Here is an 18,028-nt window from a genome sequence, read left to right on the forward strand (position 1 = left end):
ATGCGAAACAGAGCTAATAATTAATCCAGTTTAGCGCTTTTCGCATTTTTAATCTTAAGAGTTTTCAAGTATCGATAACCAAAAAATCCAATAACACCAAGGACAAGGACTGTGAAAATCAAACCATAAGTAGAAATATACTTTCCTAATGCTTCCCAGTTATCACCCAAAACATATCCGCCATACAATAATAAAATATTCCAAGTCAGGGCGGAAAGGCTTGCACATAATAAGACAGGAATCCGATGAAGATGAGATATTCCGGCTGCAATCGAGATAATTGCTCGTGAACCCGTCATAAAACGATTGGCAATGATAAGCCAATAGCCATACCGAGTAAATTTTAACTTCACTGCATCCAAAGATTCAGGAGGAAAAAAATCACGAACGGCTTTTGCAAAACCGTGCTGAATTTTTCCGGATTCTTCACCGCTTCCATACGCATAAAACCGCATGCCAATAAAAAAACCAACGAAATACATAGTTGCAAATCCAAGCACGGAACCAAGAGTAGCAGATAATAAACACCAAAGAGGCGAAAGATCATCAATAGCAATTAAAGACCCTACAAATGCTACCGGTAAATCGCCCGGAATGGGAGGAATAACATTTTCAAAATAGGCGATAAGAAAAAGAAAAATATAAATCGTATTGTTATCAAGCTTGCCAACAAGTTCAATCAAATCATTTAGCATGATAAAATTATTGGCTATTTGAAAGCGATTGACCAAAAATGCGCCGATAGACTTCTTGATAGGCATCTTCAACTTTACCCAAGTCGAATCGGAAGCGATCTTTATCTAATTTTTGAAGGGTTTCAATATCCCATAGCCGGCATGTATCCGGGCTGATTTCATCGCCCAATAAAATTTCGCCCTTGTGTTTGCCGAATTCCAATTTGAAATCCACAAGCAAAAGCCCAACAGATTTCAGCTCCGTTTGAAGAATTGAATTTATTGAAAGTGAAAATTGACGAAGTATTTGAAGCTCTTCATGCGTCGCAAGCCCAAAAGCTTTGGCATGATCTTCGCTCATCATTGGGTCTCCGAGTTCATCGTTCTTTAAATAAAGTTCAACAATTGGAAATTGAAGTGCGTCCCCTTCAATAAGCCCAAATTTTCGAACCAATGAACCAGCTGCGATATTGCGGGTCACGACTTCGATTTTGATGATATCAAGTTTTTTGCAAAGCATTTCTCTTGGCGAAAGCTTTTCAACAAAATGGGTCGGTATTCCTGCTAAAGAGATTTTATTAAAGAAGTATTCTGAGAGTGCGTTATTGATAATGCCTTTATCGGCAATCGTGCCTTTCTTTTGAGCATTAAAGGCTGTCGCGTCGTCCTTGAATTCTTGAATAATTAATAAGGGATTGCTGGAAGCGAATACTTTTTTCGCTTTCCCTTCATAAAGTTGGTGAAGTTTAATCATGTTTTATAGGTGTTTATCGTTTGCTTTGTCTTTCAAGTGAAAGCAACCGTTGTTCTTCACGCTTGATTGCTTTAAGACTGTCCTGTTTTGCTCGCATCGCCGTTCGGTAAAGTTTTACGTTTTGTTCATGCTCTTCGGGAGTTATTGCAAATCGGTGTCCGCCTTTTCCTGTAGCAACAAAAAATAGAAATTTTGTCTTCGCCGGTTTTAATACGGCTAAGATGGCTTCGCGTGATGGGTTCCCGATTGGCCCCGGAGGTAAACCGTCATAAAGATAAGTATTATAAGGCGAGTCGAACTTTAAGTCTTCATAGAGAACTCTTCTGAACACACCTCCTTTGGCAAATAACACTGTTGGATCGGCTTGGAGTCTCATGCCTTTGGCTAATCGATTTAAATAGACACTCGCTACGACAGGCATTTCCGAAATGATATCGGTTTCGGCTTCGACAATGCTTGCAAGCGTGATTACCTCAAGTTCATTTAAACCGGCTCGTTCTGCAAGCGCTTTCAATTCTGCTGAATAAAACTCTCGAAATTTTTTGAGAAAGAAATCTATGACATCTTCAGCCGTTGAAGCCCAAGGAAGGCTGTAGGTTTCAGCCAAAAAATAACCTTCAAAATTTGGTGCATCGACAGCATATCGTTTTAAGAGCTCTTTATCTTGGAAAGCATTCATAAATGATAGGGAATCTAAATCAAGTGAAGTGCCAATAATGGCGGCGATTTCGCGGCCATAAGAGCCTTCCGGAATTCTAACTTTGGCTTCGTCTTGCTTTCGTGTTGCAAGAAACGTTATAAGTTCTGAGCAAGTTAAACCCCCCGGAATGTAGTAACGTCCGGGTTTGATTCGTTGAGCTTCGGGCATCAAACGTGCTAAAAAAAGCATCGGATCAATGTGTTTGATAACCCCTTCGCTTTTGAGCTCTTTTAATATTTGAGGATAAGACATCCCTCTGTGAATGGCAACCACTTTGACTTGCTTATCTATGAAAGTGTTGTAGGAAGATTTGAAGAGAAATAGATAAATGGCCGAAATCCCGATTCCTCCAATCAGAAAAAACAAAATCAAGAGATTGATGGATACCCTGATAATTCGGGGGCGAAGTGAATTAGGCATTATCGCGAGCGAATCGGTTCAAAAAAAAACGGTGTCATCCGGCGCGTTACTTCTTTTTTTGTGAACTGCGAGTTCCCCTTTTTGAAACTTCTGTCGTAAGAGGAATAAGCCAATTTCGTTTGAGTGTTAACTCTTGAAGTCGCCTAGAGGACTTAAGAATTTCGCCAAAGACATTTTTAATATCCTTTCTCACTTCTTCAATGGGGCAAAGCGAAACAGCGCGAGTGATAATTTCGACTTCACGTTTCTTTTGTCGAATCGGGATACCTTCACTTTGCTTAATCTCGCTAATTTTAGCAGCCCTTTTAAACCGCTCGGTTAATAGATGCACAAGTTGCGCATCAAGTTCATTTATTGCAATTCGGTGGGTTTGCAACGCCTCAGGTTCAGAAAGCTCTTTAAGGTTGGAGGGTTTGGTTGAAATCTTTTTTTTCTTGGTTTTCGTCATCTTAGACTATTTCACGAAGATCTTCTAAAGAATGAATAAATGAGACGCCCTCAGGTAAACTCGCTGATTTTTTTCTCGAATTCAAATAAATTTTTTTTGAAGGTGAGGAAACAAGGGGAAGAATATCACGCTCAATGTCAGAGCCGACAACAAAAACTTCTGCTTCTGTACAACTCATCGATTCAATTGCCATTTGATAAATTTCAGGATTTGGTTTGAATATCCCTGAATCCGTAGAGGTAATTATGGTTTCAAATTGCTTATGCAACCCAGCATTTCCGAGCACAGTGGTTAATACTCCTGAAGAAAAGGGAAGATTAGCAACAATACCTAAAAGATAACCACTTTGTTGAAGCAGGTTCAAGTAAAGTTGCATCTTTTTAGTGACATGAATTCCAAGAGAAGAAATAATAGCATCAAGAACTTCTTCGGTTTCAGCAGCACTGACTTTGCGTTTCAGGGTAAGCTCTAAAGCACGCTCAGTAATGACGGGTAGGCTTGGAGAGGCAAAATTTTGATGAATCGTTTGCTCTACACAGGCGTTAAAAACAATAACAATCGTTCGCAAAACTTGTTGAATCTCGCGAAGCGAAAGTTCATCGCCTAAGAGCTGAAAATGATCGACTTCAATACTTGAGAAAAGTTGATGAATGCCTTCGCATTCGACCTTTCTTTTTGTTAATGAATCAAGGCTAAAAATGATCGCCTTTTTACCGTTGAGCATAAATTAAGTCAATTGGTTTATTTCTTCGGCTATTCTTTGCCAATACCGAAAATGGCTTTCCACTCTTGCAATTCTTTCATAGTTAACTCGCTTGCCAAGTTGCTCGAGTGGTCTTTATGTTTTTCAGCAGGTGTTTTACTTTGTGCGATCGAAACGAAACGATTCTGAAACTTGGCTGCAACCACTTGAGAACGAATTGTATTGATGCCATAAAGTTTGGCATAATTCATCACTTCTCGATCAGAACTAATTACAGTTAATTTCTTTTTTGACGGAAATTCATCAATCATTTTTTTGATTCGTGCATCCGCCGTTTCGCCACTAACCGTAAAAATCCTTTTTACACCAATTGAAATTTCTTCTGTTCCAATAAGACCTTTCCCATCATAAATAGATATAACTCGAAAGGAATTTTTGAACTCATTGTGACTCCGAAGAAAATCAACTGCAGCTAAGTCTGTCTTATCTCTCGCTTCATTAAGTGAAGAACTGCTGATTTTGATACCCAATTGATGGGCAAGATTATATCCGTCTATATAAACGACTTTCATAACCTGTTTTCTCAGCGTTCTTAAATTTGCATTTGCGAGAGCAAGACCGGCCGTAAACTTTAGGAATATACAAAAAGGGGGATGAAAACGGCACAATTCTGAAGATTTAATTCCTAAGGAAGATTCTAAAATAATTTAGGGTAAAAACCATTTTTCGGCTGCTCTACCCGTGGACCATAAATAAAGACTTAATGCACGAAAGTAATCAGCTTTTGCAGAAACAAGTCCGCTTTGAGCCGTTGCTGTTGCGCGCTCGCGTAAGTTCAAAATCAGAAGGGAACTTTCACCTGCTGTAAATCGCCGAAGTTCGCCTTGTTGAACCAACTGGGCGTATTTGACTTCTCGCTCGGCCGCATCGATCCTTTCAAGTGCGCGGTTTAGCTCTGAAATTGCATCATCAACCTCGGCGAGTATTTTTCTTTCAAGCTCAAGTCGCTTCAGAACTGTTCGTTGAACTTTGATTTGCGCTAATTCCTCTTGAGCAGAGGCTTCACGAAAAAAAAGCGGCTGTGAAATATTGAGACCGACTTTATAATCCGTTAGTCCAATGGAATTAAATTTATACTGCATTGCTTGAATTTCAGCGGAAATATTTGGTCTTAGAAATTCACGACTGAAATCAAGATCGACATTTGCCGCTTGAATATCTAATTCTAATTGGAAAGCTTCGGGTCTGCGTTTTAACACTTGATTTCGATCGCGCTCAATTTCTGCTGAGGTCAGTTGAAACACAGCCGGTAAAGCATAAGGAGCTGCGTTTAGAGGGCGTTGAGAGCCATCTTCATTCCACAAGAAAATCGAAAGTTTGATGCTGCTTGATTCTGCTTTTCTTCTCGCTTTGAGCATGTCACCACGCCTCTTTTCAACTTCTTGAAGCGCTTCAATTGTATCGATGGCTGCGGACTCGCCGCGTCTGGCTCTTTCTGTGATCGCTCTGGCGCGTTCTGTAGCAATATTGAAAAGCTTTTCAATGACATCATATTGAGCATACGCTTCACTCCAATCCCAATAAACCGAGGAGGCAGCAAGCAATAAGTCGAATTGTAATTCTTGCTTTAGGTACTCTGCACGCTCTTTTGAAATTTCACCTTTCGCAAGTGACGCGCGTCGTTTATCAGTAAATATACCTTGAAATAGCGGCAGCTTTAACCCGAAAGAAGCTTCTCCGTCCTCTTCTGTTCGAAACTGATTATCAATACGCGATCCAATCCCGCGAGTGTATTTTGCAAAGAGCTTTGGACCGAAAAGTGTGGCGATCGGCAATTCAACACCCGCATTGATAAAATCTACCGTTGCTGTCCCCGCTTTTGTTTTCCTCTCGTAATCGGCATTAAAGAATGGGTCGAAACCACCTTGTGCGCCAAGGAGTTGCGCATCACCAAAACGTGTTTCTAGCGAAGCGGCAAGGCTTTGAGGATTTGCGAGAAGCACCGCATCAAGAAATGCATTTAAGGACAAGGAATCAGAAGCACTTTTATTCAAGAAAAAAGACCGTTGTCCAAGTTGACGCATTTCTTGACCCTCTAGATGACAAACCGAAACCGTTAATAGGAGAAAAAATGAAAAGATGGTTTGTCGAAAAAAATTTGGCCGTAGAAATGTTCGAGAAATGTTGAAAATGATAATGAATTTAAAATCAAACAAAGGAAAAGAAATCATTTTTTTGTTTCCTCCAAACCAGATTCCGTCTTCTTCTTATCCTTATTCTGCTTAACGGGCAAAAAGGGCGGAAAGCCGCAGGCAATTCGCCATAATTCATAGCCAACGGGAACTTCGTTTAAGAGAATCCAACCGGAGACATCAGTTCCTTGCCTGAGAAAACTTCGCTCCGGCCAAGGTTGATCTTTGGGGTCAGGAATGACCAATACACGAAAACGGCCGGTTCCATCATCGACCGCATCAACGACTTTTACAATTCCGCCAAAAGTTCCAATCGCAACGCGTGGAAGGCCGGCGCCGAAAGCTTGAACTGCAGGGAAGCCTGCAAATTGGAGTCGAACAGGTTTGCCTGTATCGATAATCGCTGCGTCTAACCCGCCGACATATATTTCAGCGGCGATATCATCCGTAACAGGAACGACAAGTGCAAGTCGCTCATTTTTTTTGACCGTTTGTCCTAAGCCAGCTCGATTGATTCGAGCAATGTAGCCTTCAATCGGAGAGATAACAACAGAGAAACTCTTTCTTGCGTCTACATTTCCAAGATCAAGATCTGCTTTTGCAACCTTAGCAGATGCTTTTCGCCGTTTTGCTTGCAATTCCGTTTCTGCATTAAGAACAGATTGGAAAGCAACATTAAGTGAGGTTTGAGCCTTAACGGAGTCGTTGATTTCTTTTTGAAGTTTTATCAAAGCACTTTCATAATCTTTTTGAGCAATAAGCCCTTCTTTTACCAAACTCTTTGCCCGTTCAAATTGAATGCGGGCGGTAAAGACATCAACATTGACATTGTTAACATCAGCTTGAGCGGCAGAAAATTTTTCTTTCTCTTGAATAACTTTTTGTTGACCGCTAATAATGTCTAATTCTGCCTCACCGACTTCATTATCCCTAATAACTTCTTGCCTTCTGGCAAATTGTGGGTCAAGAAATTTAGTATCGATATCACGAAGCAAAGCAATGGTGTCACCTTTTTTTACAAAGTCACCTTCGCTGACATTCCACTTCAAAACTTGCCCGTCTATGACAGCCTCTATTGTTTGAGGTCGTTTTTCGGGAATGAAAGAAGTTACTATGCCTGACCCTCCCACATTTTGTTGCCAAGGAACAAAAACCATAATTAAAATTGTGATGATCAAAAGCACCATTAACATTTGAGCCAGTGGGCGTGCCCCATTCGGGGCGTTGACCATCTTTAATGCGGTTACATAATAACGGGGCACATATTCTTCAAGTTTCCCTTTGTAATCATCTTCATCAGAATGGGAATGCCCATTAAAGTCTTGAGTGACATGATGAGGTTTCACGCGATGACTTTCGATTTCTGCGATATTCTTCGTTTCAATCATAAATAGATGCTCCTATAAAGTTAATGTGCTTGTGGATTCGATCCGGATTTCTCACCGATAATACGCGTCAGCTCTGGAAAGAGTAAAGTGATTTTTGAATTCGCAAGGTTACAAAGATTATGAGGCTCACACTCTTCAACGATTTCGCCTTTTTCAAGAAAGTAAATCGTGTCGCTTCGTTGAAGCAACTCAGCATCGTGAGAAATGTTAATGACCGTCCACCCCATTTCAGAGAAGATGCCATCAATTATCGCCAATTTGATTCTTTCTTCAACGCCGGCAAAGGATTCGTCTAAAACAAGCAAGCGGGGACGAGCAACAATTGCCCGGGCAAACATTAAGCGTCTGCCAAACGACACGGAAACATTGAGGCCATTGGGAAGCAATCGGCTTTTTAGCCCCTTTGGCAGTAGTTTAACTTCGTCTTTTAATTGAGACATTTCAATCGCCCATTCCAAATCGCTGTATTTGATATTTCTTCCAAGAAGAATGTTTTCTTCGACAGTGCCATCAAAAATTTGGTTGTCTTCCATAACAATTCCGGTAACCGAACGAACCCTGCGCCTATCCATTCGGCTGATATCATAATCGTTGAATTCTATTGAGCCGCTGGAAGAATCTTGCATCCCAACCAAAAGTGAGACTAAGGCACTTTTACCGGAGCCGCTTTCCCCTACCAAAGAAATATTTTTTGCACTAGGAATGTGAAGATTGATGTTTCTCAAAATCGGTTTTCCATTGGAAGCTACAAGCGTAACCGATTCCATTTTAACATCGATTGGTTTGTCGAATAAAGGCCCAAATTCGCCGCCAACTGGTTCAATGGGTTTATCCGTGATATGTGAAACTTTATCAATCGCTGTAAAAAGGTCGTAATGCGATTCAAATTGTTCAATCAATTTTTCGATTGCAGAAAGCATTGAAACCAAAACCAATTCAGCAGCGACCAATTCACCAATGGTGAGTTGACGCTCAATAACCAAAGAACCTCCGATTCCTAAAATTCCAACCGTCGCAAAAGCTCGAAACACAACACTTCCTGCAATTTGGCGCATCAAAACTTTGAAGTGATCGTGTCTGGCTCGAATGTAATCAATGGCGAAAGCATCAATTCGCTCATATACAAATTCAGGCGTTGAATAAAGCTTAAAGCTTTTTTGACATCGTGCAATTTCTTCTAACCAAGAAGCAATCGCGTATTTTTTTTTGGATTCTGCGATGCTGGTAGTTAATCCTCCGCGACCTAAAAGAAAAACCAAGAGAGGGATAAAAATGAACAAAGAAACGTTAAACAGAAGGAAAAAAGGATGATAAACCGCAAGAAGAATTAAACCGATGACCGTGACTAAAATGGAACTTAACCCGTCCAGAAAAAACTTACCTACCGATTTTTGAATCGTAAGAATATCAAAAAAACGGTTCATAACTTCAGGAGTATATTCCCCAAGAAGTGCTGTATGCTTAATGTTTGGAAGACGATGGGCAATTTCAAAAGTGGTTCTTACAAAGATTCGACGTTGCAAAATATCGACAACATAGCGTTGCATCACTTCAAAGACGCCGACAAGCAAAAGTCCTATCGCAATAACAAAACACATAACAAAGAGCTGTGTTGTAAAAACGCCGAGCGTTATCGAGTTAACAATCGCTGAAGCTGAAAGCGGTACAACAAGTGACATCAGTCCAATAACAACTGCATAGGCAATTACCACCAATATGTCACGGCGTTCTTCATTCCACATCCTTGTTAATCGATTTAAAATAAGTGCGGTAACATTGTGATGGTGATCGTCGTGTCCCTCGTGCCCGTGTGTGTGATGCTCTTTCATTTTGCTGTGATCCTTTTTAACTTCAGCGCCTTGCTCATCGCTTGTCATGAACGACCTTGTGAGTCCTTCGCAAAGAATTATTGTTACTGCTTGCTTACCTAAGAAAATTTCTTCCGGCTTAATTTTGGATTGTACTGTTGGATTGAAGGTGGTACAAAGGGCCTCATCCCTCGATAAAGATTCAATCCAAATGATTTTCTTTCCAACTTTGACCAAAAATTTATCGATAGGCTGATTTGTAATATCATCTTTTTGAAGTGAGAGTTTTCGCATCAAGAATCCGCAACTGATGCCGGTTTTAAGAATCGTGTCAAATATTGTGTCGTCGTTAATGTTAAGTTCCCTTAAGTAGGCGTGAGATGTGGCCGCAGTCATCGAAGAGTGAAACCGCAGCGAAAGGAACTCAAACACATCAATTGCTTGGAGTTCAAACGAAGTTCCATTCTGACTATAAGATGTCGATTGATTCATCATATTCAAATCGATAATGAATGTTCTTGAAAATTTTTTAATGTAGTAATTAAGCGGATTTTCGAAAACCACATGCACTTACTTAAACAAAAAGTGGAATCAAACATCCAAATTTATTGAATCGAATGAGTCTTGTTATATACAATTTTTCATTATTAAAAATTTCTTAATTAATCGAAAGTGTAAATATTTTCTCTTTGAAACCTTCCCCGTAAAGTATCGGGTAATTCTTATAATAAATCGATTATCTTTAGGGCTTAATAAATTAATCGAAGAATAGATGCTTATTGATAGCGCGAAAATAACCATTAAAGCCGGAGATGGTGGTGATGGGGTAATTGGATTTCGCAGAGAAAAATATGTTCCAAAAGGAGGGCCGGACGGTGGGGACGGCGGAAAAGGTGGCGATATTTATGTGCAAGCAGACCGGAATTTGACAACCTTAATGGACTTCAGGTATAAACAATATTATAAAGCAGAGAGTGGAAGAAAAGGTCAGGGGTCAAGAAAAACAGGGCTTAGTGGAGATGACTTTATTCTCAAAGTGCCTGTTGGTACATTAATAAAAGATTTTGAGACTGATGAGGTTCTTTGTGATTTGATTCATGACGGAGAAAAAGTTTGTCTTGCAAAGGGCGGAAAAGGAGGTTTAGGGAATCAACATTTTGCAACCCCTTCGAATCGAGCGCCTCGTCATGCGACAAAAGGCGAAGTCGGTGAAGAAAAAACCATTCAACTTGAGCTTAAAATGCTTGCAGATGTTGGCCTCGTTGGTTTCCCCAATGCCGGAAAATCCACCTTGATTTCAAAGTTAAGTGCAGCCCGTCCAAAAATTGCAGATTATCCATTTACAACACTTGAACCAAATCTTGGTATTGTTCATCATAAAGATTATCAAACTTTTGTAATAGCCGATATCCCCGGAATCATTGAAGGTGCTTCGGAAGGAAAAGGCTTAGGGATTAAATTTCTTAAGCATATTGAACGCACAAAAATTCTTGCGTTACTCATTCCTGCAACAACCGAAAAAATCAAAAATGAATATGAAACTCTTTTGAATGAATTGGAGCATTACAATCCACAAATGCTGGAAAAACCAAGAGTACTTGTTATTACCAAAATTGATTCAAAGCCACAAAAATTTAAAGTCCCAAAAATCAAAGGGGTTAAAATACACTCGATTAGCAGTATTACTGGAGAAGGCCTTGATGACCTGATCGACATTTTTTGGCAACAAATCCAAATAAAAAAGTCGAAAGAAGAACAAGAGAGTTTGAGTTATGTTTCTGAAACGCGAGAGGATGCTTTTGAACTTTCGCTTAATCAGTCTAACTTCAAAAAGAAAATTTAATTCTGAAATCCGATTCATGATTGTTCGAGAAGTTGTTGTTAAAAATAAAGCTGGTTTACATACTCGCCCGTCCGCAGCACTGGCGAAACTTGCTGAAAAGTATAAATCTGATTTTTTTATCGAAAAGGATGGGATAGAAGTCAATGCAAAATCGGTTATCGGAATTATGACTTTGGCTGTTCCAAAAGGGACAAAGTTAACGCTGAAATTTAATGGTTCTGATGAAAGCGAAGCTTCAGATGCGGTTGTAAAACTCTTTGAAAGCGGTTTTGGCGAGATATAACAACTTAATTTAAGTTGCGCCGTTAGAATAGATTTTAAAGAAACTATGAACAATTCTATCGGCTAAAATGGCGCTTTCATATACCCCTTCTAAGGGAATTCGCAAATATTGCATCATTTCCTTTTTTATTGCCTTTCTTTTATTCCTCCCAAATCTAGTGTATGCACAAATAAGTAAACCAGATACAATGGTGGCTTATCCATTCAGCATTCATAGTCAAGAAAAAATTTCACTGGATGGAAAGTTGGATGAAGTGTTATGGCAAAAAGCAATAAGGATAACGAATTTTACCCAAAGAAATTTGGTCGAGGGTGAACCGGCAACCGAAAGAACGGAGGTTGCCGTGCTTTACGATGAGGAAAATTTATACTTTGGAATTTGGTCTTATGATTCCTACCCCGAAAAAATTGTGGCCTTTGAGCAGAGACGCGATTTCTCTTGGTGGCGTGAAGACAATTTTAATATTATTCTCGACACTTATCACGATAAAAGAAACGGATATTTGTTTGTGACAAACCCAAATGGTGCAAGAGCAGATGCATTAATTATAGATAACGGCGTCGGGTTTAATGTTGATTGGAATGGGGTTTGGGATGCTGCTTCAACACGAACTGAATTCGGCTGGTTTGCTGAAATAAAGATTCCATTTACAACCTTAAAGTTCAGTGAACAAGAAGAGCAGATTTGGGGAATCAATTTTGAAAGAAACATTCGTCATAAAAGAGAACAAGTTCAATGGCAAGGATGGGCTCGAGATGCATCCATTGAGCAACTCAATCGCGCAGGAACTTTGGTGAATCTTAGAGGATTGAAAAGCACAAACTTATTGGAGTTAAAACCTTACCTACTTTCTGGTGTCCAACAAGAAAGTAACAAAAGCATCGATTGGCAAAGGAATATTGGAGCTGACTTAAACTACCTTTTTACGCCCACCTTAAAATTGAATCTTACGGCTAATACGGATTTTGCGCAAGTCGAAGCTGATCAAGCACAGATTAATTTCACCAGATTTCCACTATTCTTTCCTGAAAAGAGAGAGTTCTTTTTGGAAGGAAGAGATTATTTCGATTTTGGCACCGATGCCTTAGGATTTTACAGTCGCCGAATTGGACTTTCTGATAACGGATTGCCCATCCCAATTCTTGCCGGCGCAAGACTTTTGGGAAAAGCGGGGAGCACAACATTGGGAGTGATCTCAATGCAAACTGCCGCTCAAGACACACAAAGGAGTGTCAATTATGGTGCTTATAGCTTTCGTCAAGATATTTTCGATCAATCTCGGGTAGGAGTTATCGCGACAAGTAAAATAGAAAGCAATCGGCAAAACTATGTTTATGGATTGAACACAAGGCTTGCAACCGATCAATTTTTGGGAAATAAGAATTTAGTTTTTGAATCAGCTTTTGCACAGTCCTATACCTCCGATTCTACCAATAAAATCGGAAACACGTTCAATTTTGGAATCCGTTACCCCAACGATTTAATTAGTATGCGTGCCGATTTTTCAAAACTCGATTCCCGATTTAATCCTGAGGTTGGATTTGTGGGAAGAAATAACTACAAAAGCGCGTTGTTTGCATGCGATATCAACCCGAGGCCTAATATTGATGGAATTCAGCAAATTTTTTTCACACCCCTTTTTGCCAATTTTTTTTGGAATGATTTAACCGGAGCAAGGGAATCTGCTGTACTTGCTGGGTCGCCTTTTGGGATTCAGTTGAATTCGGGCGATTCTTTTTGGGTTTGGATTGAGCATCAAACGGATATCCCACCTGAAGATTTTCCTTTAGGAAGAAATATTTTGATTCAGGCTGGTGAATACAATTTCACTCGATATGAACTTAACGCGGAAACCTTTGACGGTCGTTGGGTATCGGGTTATGGTGGGGTGAGTTGGGGAGATTATTATGGCGGGACTCGTTTGAATTTCAATGTCGGGACTTCGTTTCGATTAAGCCGCTTTATCACTTTTGACTTTGAATATCAACATAATGAGTTACGCTTCGAAAGTGGGAAAATATTTACTAACCAAATCATTAGCCGTACTGAATTTTCGATGTCTCCAAAGTTTTTCGGTGGACTATTTGCACAGTGGAACGATAATGATAACCAAGCCTTGCTTAACTTCCGCTTGACTTGGATTCCTACCATCGGAACCGACTTCTTTTTTGTTTTTACTCAATCATTCAATACCGACCAAACGATCCGCTCTAATGGCGTAAGCGTACTGGCCAAATTGGTTTGGCGGTTTATCATTTGATTTTATATGAAAATTGTTCTCTTCGAAGACGATGCTGTATTGAATTTTTTTCCTTTAGCCGTCTTAAAACCGATTACCGAATTGGTGCTTGGGATTTCCACTTTAAGAGAAAAAGCCGAAAAGCATTTTGCTTCTCCTGCGCTTCTTATCCGTAAACAGTTGCGGCCGTATTGGAGGGAAGTTCTTGGAGATCGAATATTAACCTCACCTCTTGATACAGACGAATTAATATTTGTGAATGCGCGTTGCATTGTCGATCATAAATTTGCGTTTGGTCTTTTCGCTTTATTTGATTCTGGTGAAATGGCAATGAATACAGCCCTTTTCAATGGAGCGCAGCCTGTATGTTTTCGTGTCAATCCTAAAACTTTTTTTGGAAATGAGTTCCCCGACACAGTTTCGGCTTCCTCTCTCTCATTTGGGATGAAGATTCGGCAAACCGATGCGCAATTAATCTCATTCCCTTGGGAATTGATCCGATTGCATCCACAAACTTTTATTCGTGAAGCTGCGATTTATCCTGCAATGGGAAATGTATTGGGAAGAGTTCATCCAAGTGCGGTGCTTGTCAATCCTTCATGCATTTTTATTGGTGAGGGTGCTGACATTAAAGCTGGAGTGGTGCTAGATGCCGAAGATGGATTTATCATTGTGGAAAAGGATGCCGTGGTAATGCCAAATTCGGTTTTGATGAATAATGTATTTATCGGAAAGAAATCTACCGTAAAAATAGCTGCAAAAATTTATGATCATGTTTATATCGGAGAGCGATGCAAAGCGGGCGGGGAGATTGAGGACAGCATTATGGAATCTTACTCCAATAAACAGCATGAAGGATTTTTGGGACATTCTTATATCTCCCATTGGTGCAATTTAGGAGCAGACACTAATACCTCAGATCTAAAGAACAACTACAGCACGGTTCGGATGACATTCGGGAAAAAAGAAATTGATACCAAAATGCAATTTTTAGGACTCTTAATGGGCGAGCATTCAAAATCGTCGATTAACACAATGTTCAACACCGGAACTATCGTTGGAATTTCATCAAACATTTTTGGAAATGGATTTCCACCAAAAAAAGTAGGCTCTTTTCAATGGGGCGGGGCAGAAGGATTTACATTATACCAAATTGAAAAAGCCCTCGAAACTGCACGCGCCGTGATGAAACGAAGAGGAATTGAAATGACTGAATCTTACGAAAAATTAATCCGAGTTACTTACGCCACATTAAGTGAATAGAAATTCACGAAAAGGTCTTTACATCTTTTTTGAAAAGACAGATTTATTACTTTTTCGAGCTTCGAATTCTTTGATGTAAAGAGGGATGAGCGTTTCTGTATCAGCAAATTCTTTAGCCAAATATTTCTCACTTGCCCATTCGAGCATCGACTCCGCCGTAAGCCCTGTGAGAAGAAGAGGATCTAAATCTGAAAAAAAACGCTGAGCTAAATTAGATTCTTTAACTACTAAATCGCATTTGGTTTGCTTTTCATTTTGTACTGCTTTTACGAGAGCAATAATTTCTGAAGCAGTTGCATATCCGGTATCAATCGCATCTTTGAACGCCCCTTCTTGAAATAAAGCATAGTAGAATTCCTCTGATTTTAAATGTTGAATAGCAAGTCTGTAGGCGATTGTTTTTTCTTGAAGTGGGCTTAAACTTAAACTATACCGATAGAACAGAGTTAAAGTAGGTAAAGCGATAATAGGCACTTCAAGGGCAAGCGAAAGCCCTTTTGCAACCGACATTCCAACACGTAGCGAAGTAAACGACCCCGGCCCTTGTGAAATCGCGATGGCATGTAAGTCTTTAGGCTCAAGGAGCGCTTCTTGCAATACCTCTGAAATCATTGGCACAATTACTTCAGAACTTCGAGTTGTTTCATTTGAGCTTTTCAAAAAAAACTGTTGCGGTTGTGTGGAATCGGATTTTAACACTGCAATAGAAAGTGGGCTTCCAGAAGATTCTATGGCAAGAATATTGAGGCGATGACTCATTATAAAATCGATTTCAATTCTTTCTCTAAGCGTATCAAATCATTCTCTTCGAGCCGATAAGAATACCATTCTTTCATTCTTTTGGCTCCAAGCTTTTCGTAAAAATCTATAGCAATTTGATTCCAATCTAAAACCTGCCACTCAATTCTTCCGCATCCTCTTCTTTCTGCTTCTTTGACTAAAAACTGAAATGCAGTAAGACCCAACTTCAATTTTCGATATTCCGGCAGTACAAATAAATCCTCTAAATAAAGCGTCGGTTTCGCTAAAAAACTGGAATAGGTTTCAAAATAAATGATGTAACCCGAAGGCTTTTGTTCAAAAAGTATAAGAGAAGAAAAGTATCGGGGGCTTTCAGAAAAGGCATCAGCTTTTAATCTTTTTTTTGCTGAATCATCAGGAGGCGTGAGCTTTTCATAATTTGCTAATGAAACAATGAGCGAAAAAAAAACTTCGAAGTTTGAAGGTGTAACAGGAGCAATGTCTATGTGTTTAGTCGTCATTCATTTAAGAGAATTGATTTAAATAGAATTTCAAGGTCAAGAAACCGAGTGGAATTTTTGGCATAATACACATCGGTGTTCTCTGCTTGATCACCGGTTTTACCGCTCAACTTTGAAAGTGTCCATACGCCTTCTTTTCCTACATATAATCCATTTTTGGAACTCATTTGAACAGAGTGACTTGCGCCAACAAAAGTCATCCTTCCCGTAAAAACAAACCAAAGTTTAATAAATATATCTTTCCTACCTCGAAGCCAAATGAGTGGTGAAAGAATCAAAACGAGAGGAAAAATCATTAAATCAAATAACCGTTTTGTAAAACGAGATTCAGGGCGAAGTAAATTATACTCTATCGATTGCATCCCGATTTCTTGACCTAAACTTGATAAAGGTTCAGGGCTTAAAGGATCAATACTTCCTTTACTGATAATGACATCCAAATCTTCAGAAACGAACCTGAAATCAAGGGAGGAATCTTTTAATTGTGAGATTAAAGTTAATATTTCTGTATTACTTACGCTTGAGGGTGTAATCAATATTTCTGAAATCTTATTGACTCTAACCACTTCCTTAAGTTGATTTTTTGAGCCAAGAAGTGGGGGTGCTTCTTTTCCTAACCGCTGAATTTTAGTTTCAAAATCAGCCAATGCATCAAATGAGATTAAAGGTTCACTGGAAATAAAACCAACCACTCGGGAGCGAGGGGTTGGAAGTTGGTTCATTCTATCAAAAAGAGTTAATGCCTTTTCAGAAGTGCCAAATATTGCGGCTCTTTTTAATAAACCCCCTGAACCGCTTTTCTGAGCAGAGCCAAGTTTGGCGATTAGTCTCCAAGATGAGAGAAAGAATAGCGCAAGGATAAAACTGGTTGCGAGACCAATTCGAGAGAAAGCAAACTGATTGAAGAAAAATGTTATTGAAGAAGAAAGTATAAACCCTGCAAAAAGTGCTAACCAAAGTGTTTTAAGTGCCCATATCTTTGAGGCTCGGTAAACACCAAAACTTAAAAAACACATCATCCACACAGCCAAATATGATGGAAGTACGATTAACAAAAATTCTTCCGGATAGCCACTATGCTTTAAAACATAAAACTTAATGAAAAAACCTATGACGATTGAAAGCGTAAGGAAAAACGCATCAAGGATAGGGAAAAAGAGCGAATCCAAAATTCTCTTGACAACAGATAAAGATGCTCTCAAATAAATTCCAAGCGTGAGAATGAAAACAAACCAACTCGAGGAATTGTAATATTTTTTCACAAAAATGAGCATCGCCTCATAAAACTGAAGAACATAGTTGAAGCTTTGCTTTTTTGTACTCTCCCCTTTATAGTGGATAATTTGAGTTTCGTGGAAATAAACAATCTTCCATCCACCTTTTTTTATTCGGTAACACCAATCAAGGTCTTCTCCGTACATAAAAAAAGTTTCATCGAAAAGCCCCACAGTCTCTAAAACTTCTCGTCTTAAAAACATAAAAGCGCCCATTAAGGCGTCAATTTCGTATGTCTCATTTTCAGAAAGAAAGGTAAGATTGTACTGCGCGAAGCGAGGACTTTTAGGAAAAAGAGAGGATAGTCCAAGAAGTTTGTAAAGTGAAACCTCAGGGCTTGGAAATGACCTTCGGCACGAAAGTTGAAAAGTACCATCGGCATTGAGCAATTTGCATCCCGAAGCGCCAATCTGTTTTGACTCAGGTTTCTCCATAAATTCAATCATCTTACGGAGCGTATCCTCAGAAAGCAATGTATCAGGATTTAATACCAAAATGTATCTTCCTTTACATCTTTTAAGAGCCTGATTATTGGCACGAGCAAAGCCTAAATTTTCTTGATTCAGTATTAGGTGGATATCGATTTCCGGGTGGGAAGAGAATTTGGTTCGTAACATAGGAATCGTACCATCCGCAGAATTATTATCGACAACAAATATCTCTGCCTTAATTCCGAGAGATGACTTAATAACGCTCTTCAAGCATTGTTCTAAAAAATCTCGAACATTGTAACTTACGATGACGATAGAAAGCGTCATTGAACTCCCGTGTACAAA

16 protein-coding genes are annotated in these 18,028 nt (G+C 39.4%); 4 read left to right on the forward strand and 12 right to left on the reverse strand.

Annotated elements, in window-relative coordinates; genetic code table 11:
* Positions 1 to 20: 20 nt before the first annotated feature.
* From SFU91_09680 to SFU91_09720, 9 genes are all read right to left on the reverse strand, one after another.
* Positions 21 to 761 carry a DedA family protein gene (locus SFU91_09680; GenBank protein MDX2129292.1) on the reverse strand — a complete coding sequence of 247 codons (741 nt, stop codon included), beginning with the start codon at positions 759 to 761 and terminating at the stop codon, positions 21 to 23.
* A complete protein-coding gene (purC, locus tag SFU91_09685) occupies positions 703 to 1,428 on the reverse strand; it encodes a phosphoribosylaminoimidazolesuccinocarboxamide synthase (GenBank protein ID MDX2129293.1) in 726 nt (241 codons plus the stop codon). The genes SFU91_09680 and purC overlap by 59 nt, the downstream gene beginning before the upstream one ends.
* Positions 1,429 to 1,441: 13 nt before the next feature.
* On the reverse strand, positions 1,442 to 2,548 hold the full coding sequence (gene mltG / locus SFU91_09690) for an endolytic transglycosylase MltG (protein ID MDX2129294.1): 1,107 nt from the start codon (positions 2,546 to 2,548) through the stop codon (positions 1,442 to 1,444).
* Between the two features lie 46 nt (positions 2,549 to 2,594).
* Positions 2,595 to 2,996 (reverse strand): chorismate mutase, encoded by a 402-nt coding sequence (locus SFU91_09695; GenBank protein ID MDX2129295.1) that lies wholly within the window; start codon positions 2,994 to 2,996, stop codon positions 2,595 to 2,597.
* A 1-nt stretch (position 2,997) separates the two neighbouring features.
* Positions 2,998 to 3,720: an HAD family hydrolase gene (locus tag SFU91_09700; protein ID MDX2129296.1), complete on the reverse strand. Its 723-nt coding sequence runs from the start codon at positions 3,718 to 3,720 to the stop codon at positions 2,998 to 3,000.
* Between the two features lie 29 nt (positions 3,721 to 3,749).
* The gene (locus tag SFU91_09705; GenBank protein ID MDX2129297.1) at positions 3,750 to 4,271 is read right to left on the reverse strand and encodes an NYN domain-containing protein; all 522 of its coding nucleotides are present in this window, start codon (positions 4,269 to 4,271) and stop codon (positions 3,750 to 3,752) included.
* A 135-nt stretch (positions 4,272 to 4,406) separates the two neighbouring features.
* Positions 4,407 to 5,783 carry a TolC family protein gene (locus tag SFU91_09710; GenBank protein ID MDX2129298.1) on the reverse strand — a complete coding sequence of 459 codons (1,377 nt, stop codon included), beginning with the start codon at positions 5,781 to 5,783 and terminating at the stop codon, positions 4,407 to 4,409.
* 143 nt (positions 5,784 to 5,926) lie between these two features.
* Positions 5,927 to 7,279, reverse strand: a complete 1,353-nt coding sequence (locus SFU91_09715; protein MDX2129299.1) for a biotin/lipoyl-binding protein — start codon at positions 7,277 to 7,279, stop codon at positions 5,927 to 5,929.
* 20 nt (positions 7,280 to 7,299) lie between these two features.
* The gene (locus tag SFU91_09720; protein MDX2129300.1) at positions 7,300 to 9,582 is read right to left on the reverse strand and encodes an ABC transporter ATP-binding protein; all 2,283 of its coding nucleotides are present in this window, start codon (positions 9,580 to 9,582) and stop codon (positions 7,300 to 7,302) included.
* A gap of 277 nt (positions 9,583 to 9,859) precedes the next feature.
* Between SFU91_09720 and obgE the strand changes: the two genes are divergently transcribed.
* The 4 genes from obgE to SFU91_09740 all read left to right on the forward strand — a co-directional run bounded on the left by obgE (position 9,860) and on the right by SFU91_09740 (position 14,715).
* On the forward strand, positions 9,860 to 10,930 hold the full coding sequence (gene obgE, locus SFU91_09725) for a GTPase ObgE (GenBank protein ID MDX2129301.1): 1,071 nt from the start codon (positions 9,860 to 9,862) through the stop codon (positions 10,928 to 10,930).
* Between the two features lie 16 nt (positions 10,931 to 10,946).
* Positions 10,947 to 11,213, forward strand: a complete 267-nt coding sequence (locus SFU91_09730) for an HPr family phosphocarrier protein (protein ID MDX2129302.1) — start codon at positions 10,947 to 10,949, stop codon at positions 11,211 to 11,213.
* A gap of 67 nt (positions 11,214 to 11,280) precedes the next feature.
* On the forward strand, positions 11,281 to 13,473 hold the full coding sequence (locus SFU91_09735; protein ID MDX2129303.1) for a DUF5916 domain-containing protein: 2,193 nt from the start codon (positions 11,281 to 11,283) through the stop codon (positions 13,471 to 13,473).
* Between the two features lie 6 nt (positions 13,474 to 13,479).
* A complete protein-coding gene (locus SFU91_09740; protein ID MDX2129304.1) occupies positions 13,480 to 14,715 on the forward strand; it encodes a GlmU family protein in 1,236 nt (411 codons plus the stop codon).
* A gap of 18 nt (positions 14,716 to 14,733) precedes the next feature.
* On the opposite strand, the gene tsaB is transcribed toward SFU91_09740, so the two are convergent.
* From tsaB to SFU91_09755, 3 genes are read right to left on the reverse strand one after another with little or no spacing between them, the layout of a single operon-like run.
* On the reverse strand, positions 14,734 to 15,474 hold the full coding sequence (gene tsaB / locus SFU91_09745; protein MDX2129305.1) for a tRNA (adenosine(37)-N6)-threonylcarbamoyltransferase complex dimerization subunit type 1 TsaB: 741 nt from the start codon (positions 15,472 to 15,474) through the stop codon (positions 14,734 to 14,736).
* A complete protein-coding gene (locus SFU91_09750; GenBank protein ID MDX2129306.1) occupies positions 15,474 to 15,977 on the reverse strand; it encodes a GNAT family N-acetyltransferase in 504 nt (167 codons plus the stop codon). Before SFU91_09750 ends, tsaB begins: the two co-directional genes overlap by 1 nt.
* The gene (locus SFU91_09755; protein MDX2129307.1) at positions 15,974 to 18,010 is read right to left on the reverse strand and encodes a glycosyltransferase; all 2,037 of its coding nucleotides are present in this window, start codon (positions 18,008 to 18,010) and stop codon (positions 15,974 to 15,976) included. Before SFU91_09755 ends, SFU91_09750 begins: the two co-directional genes overlap by 4 nt.
* Positions 18,011 to 18,028 lie beyond the last annotated feature (18 nt).

Source organism: Chloroherpetonaceae bacterium (assembly GCA_033763895.1).
Classification (GTDB): Bacteria; Bacteroidota; Chlorobiia; order Chlorobiales; family Thermochlorobacteraceae; genus JANRJQ01.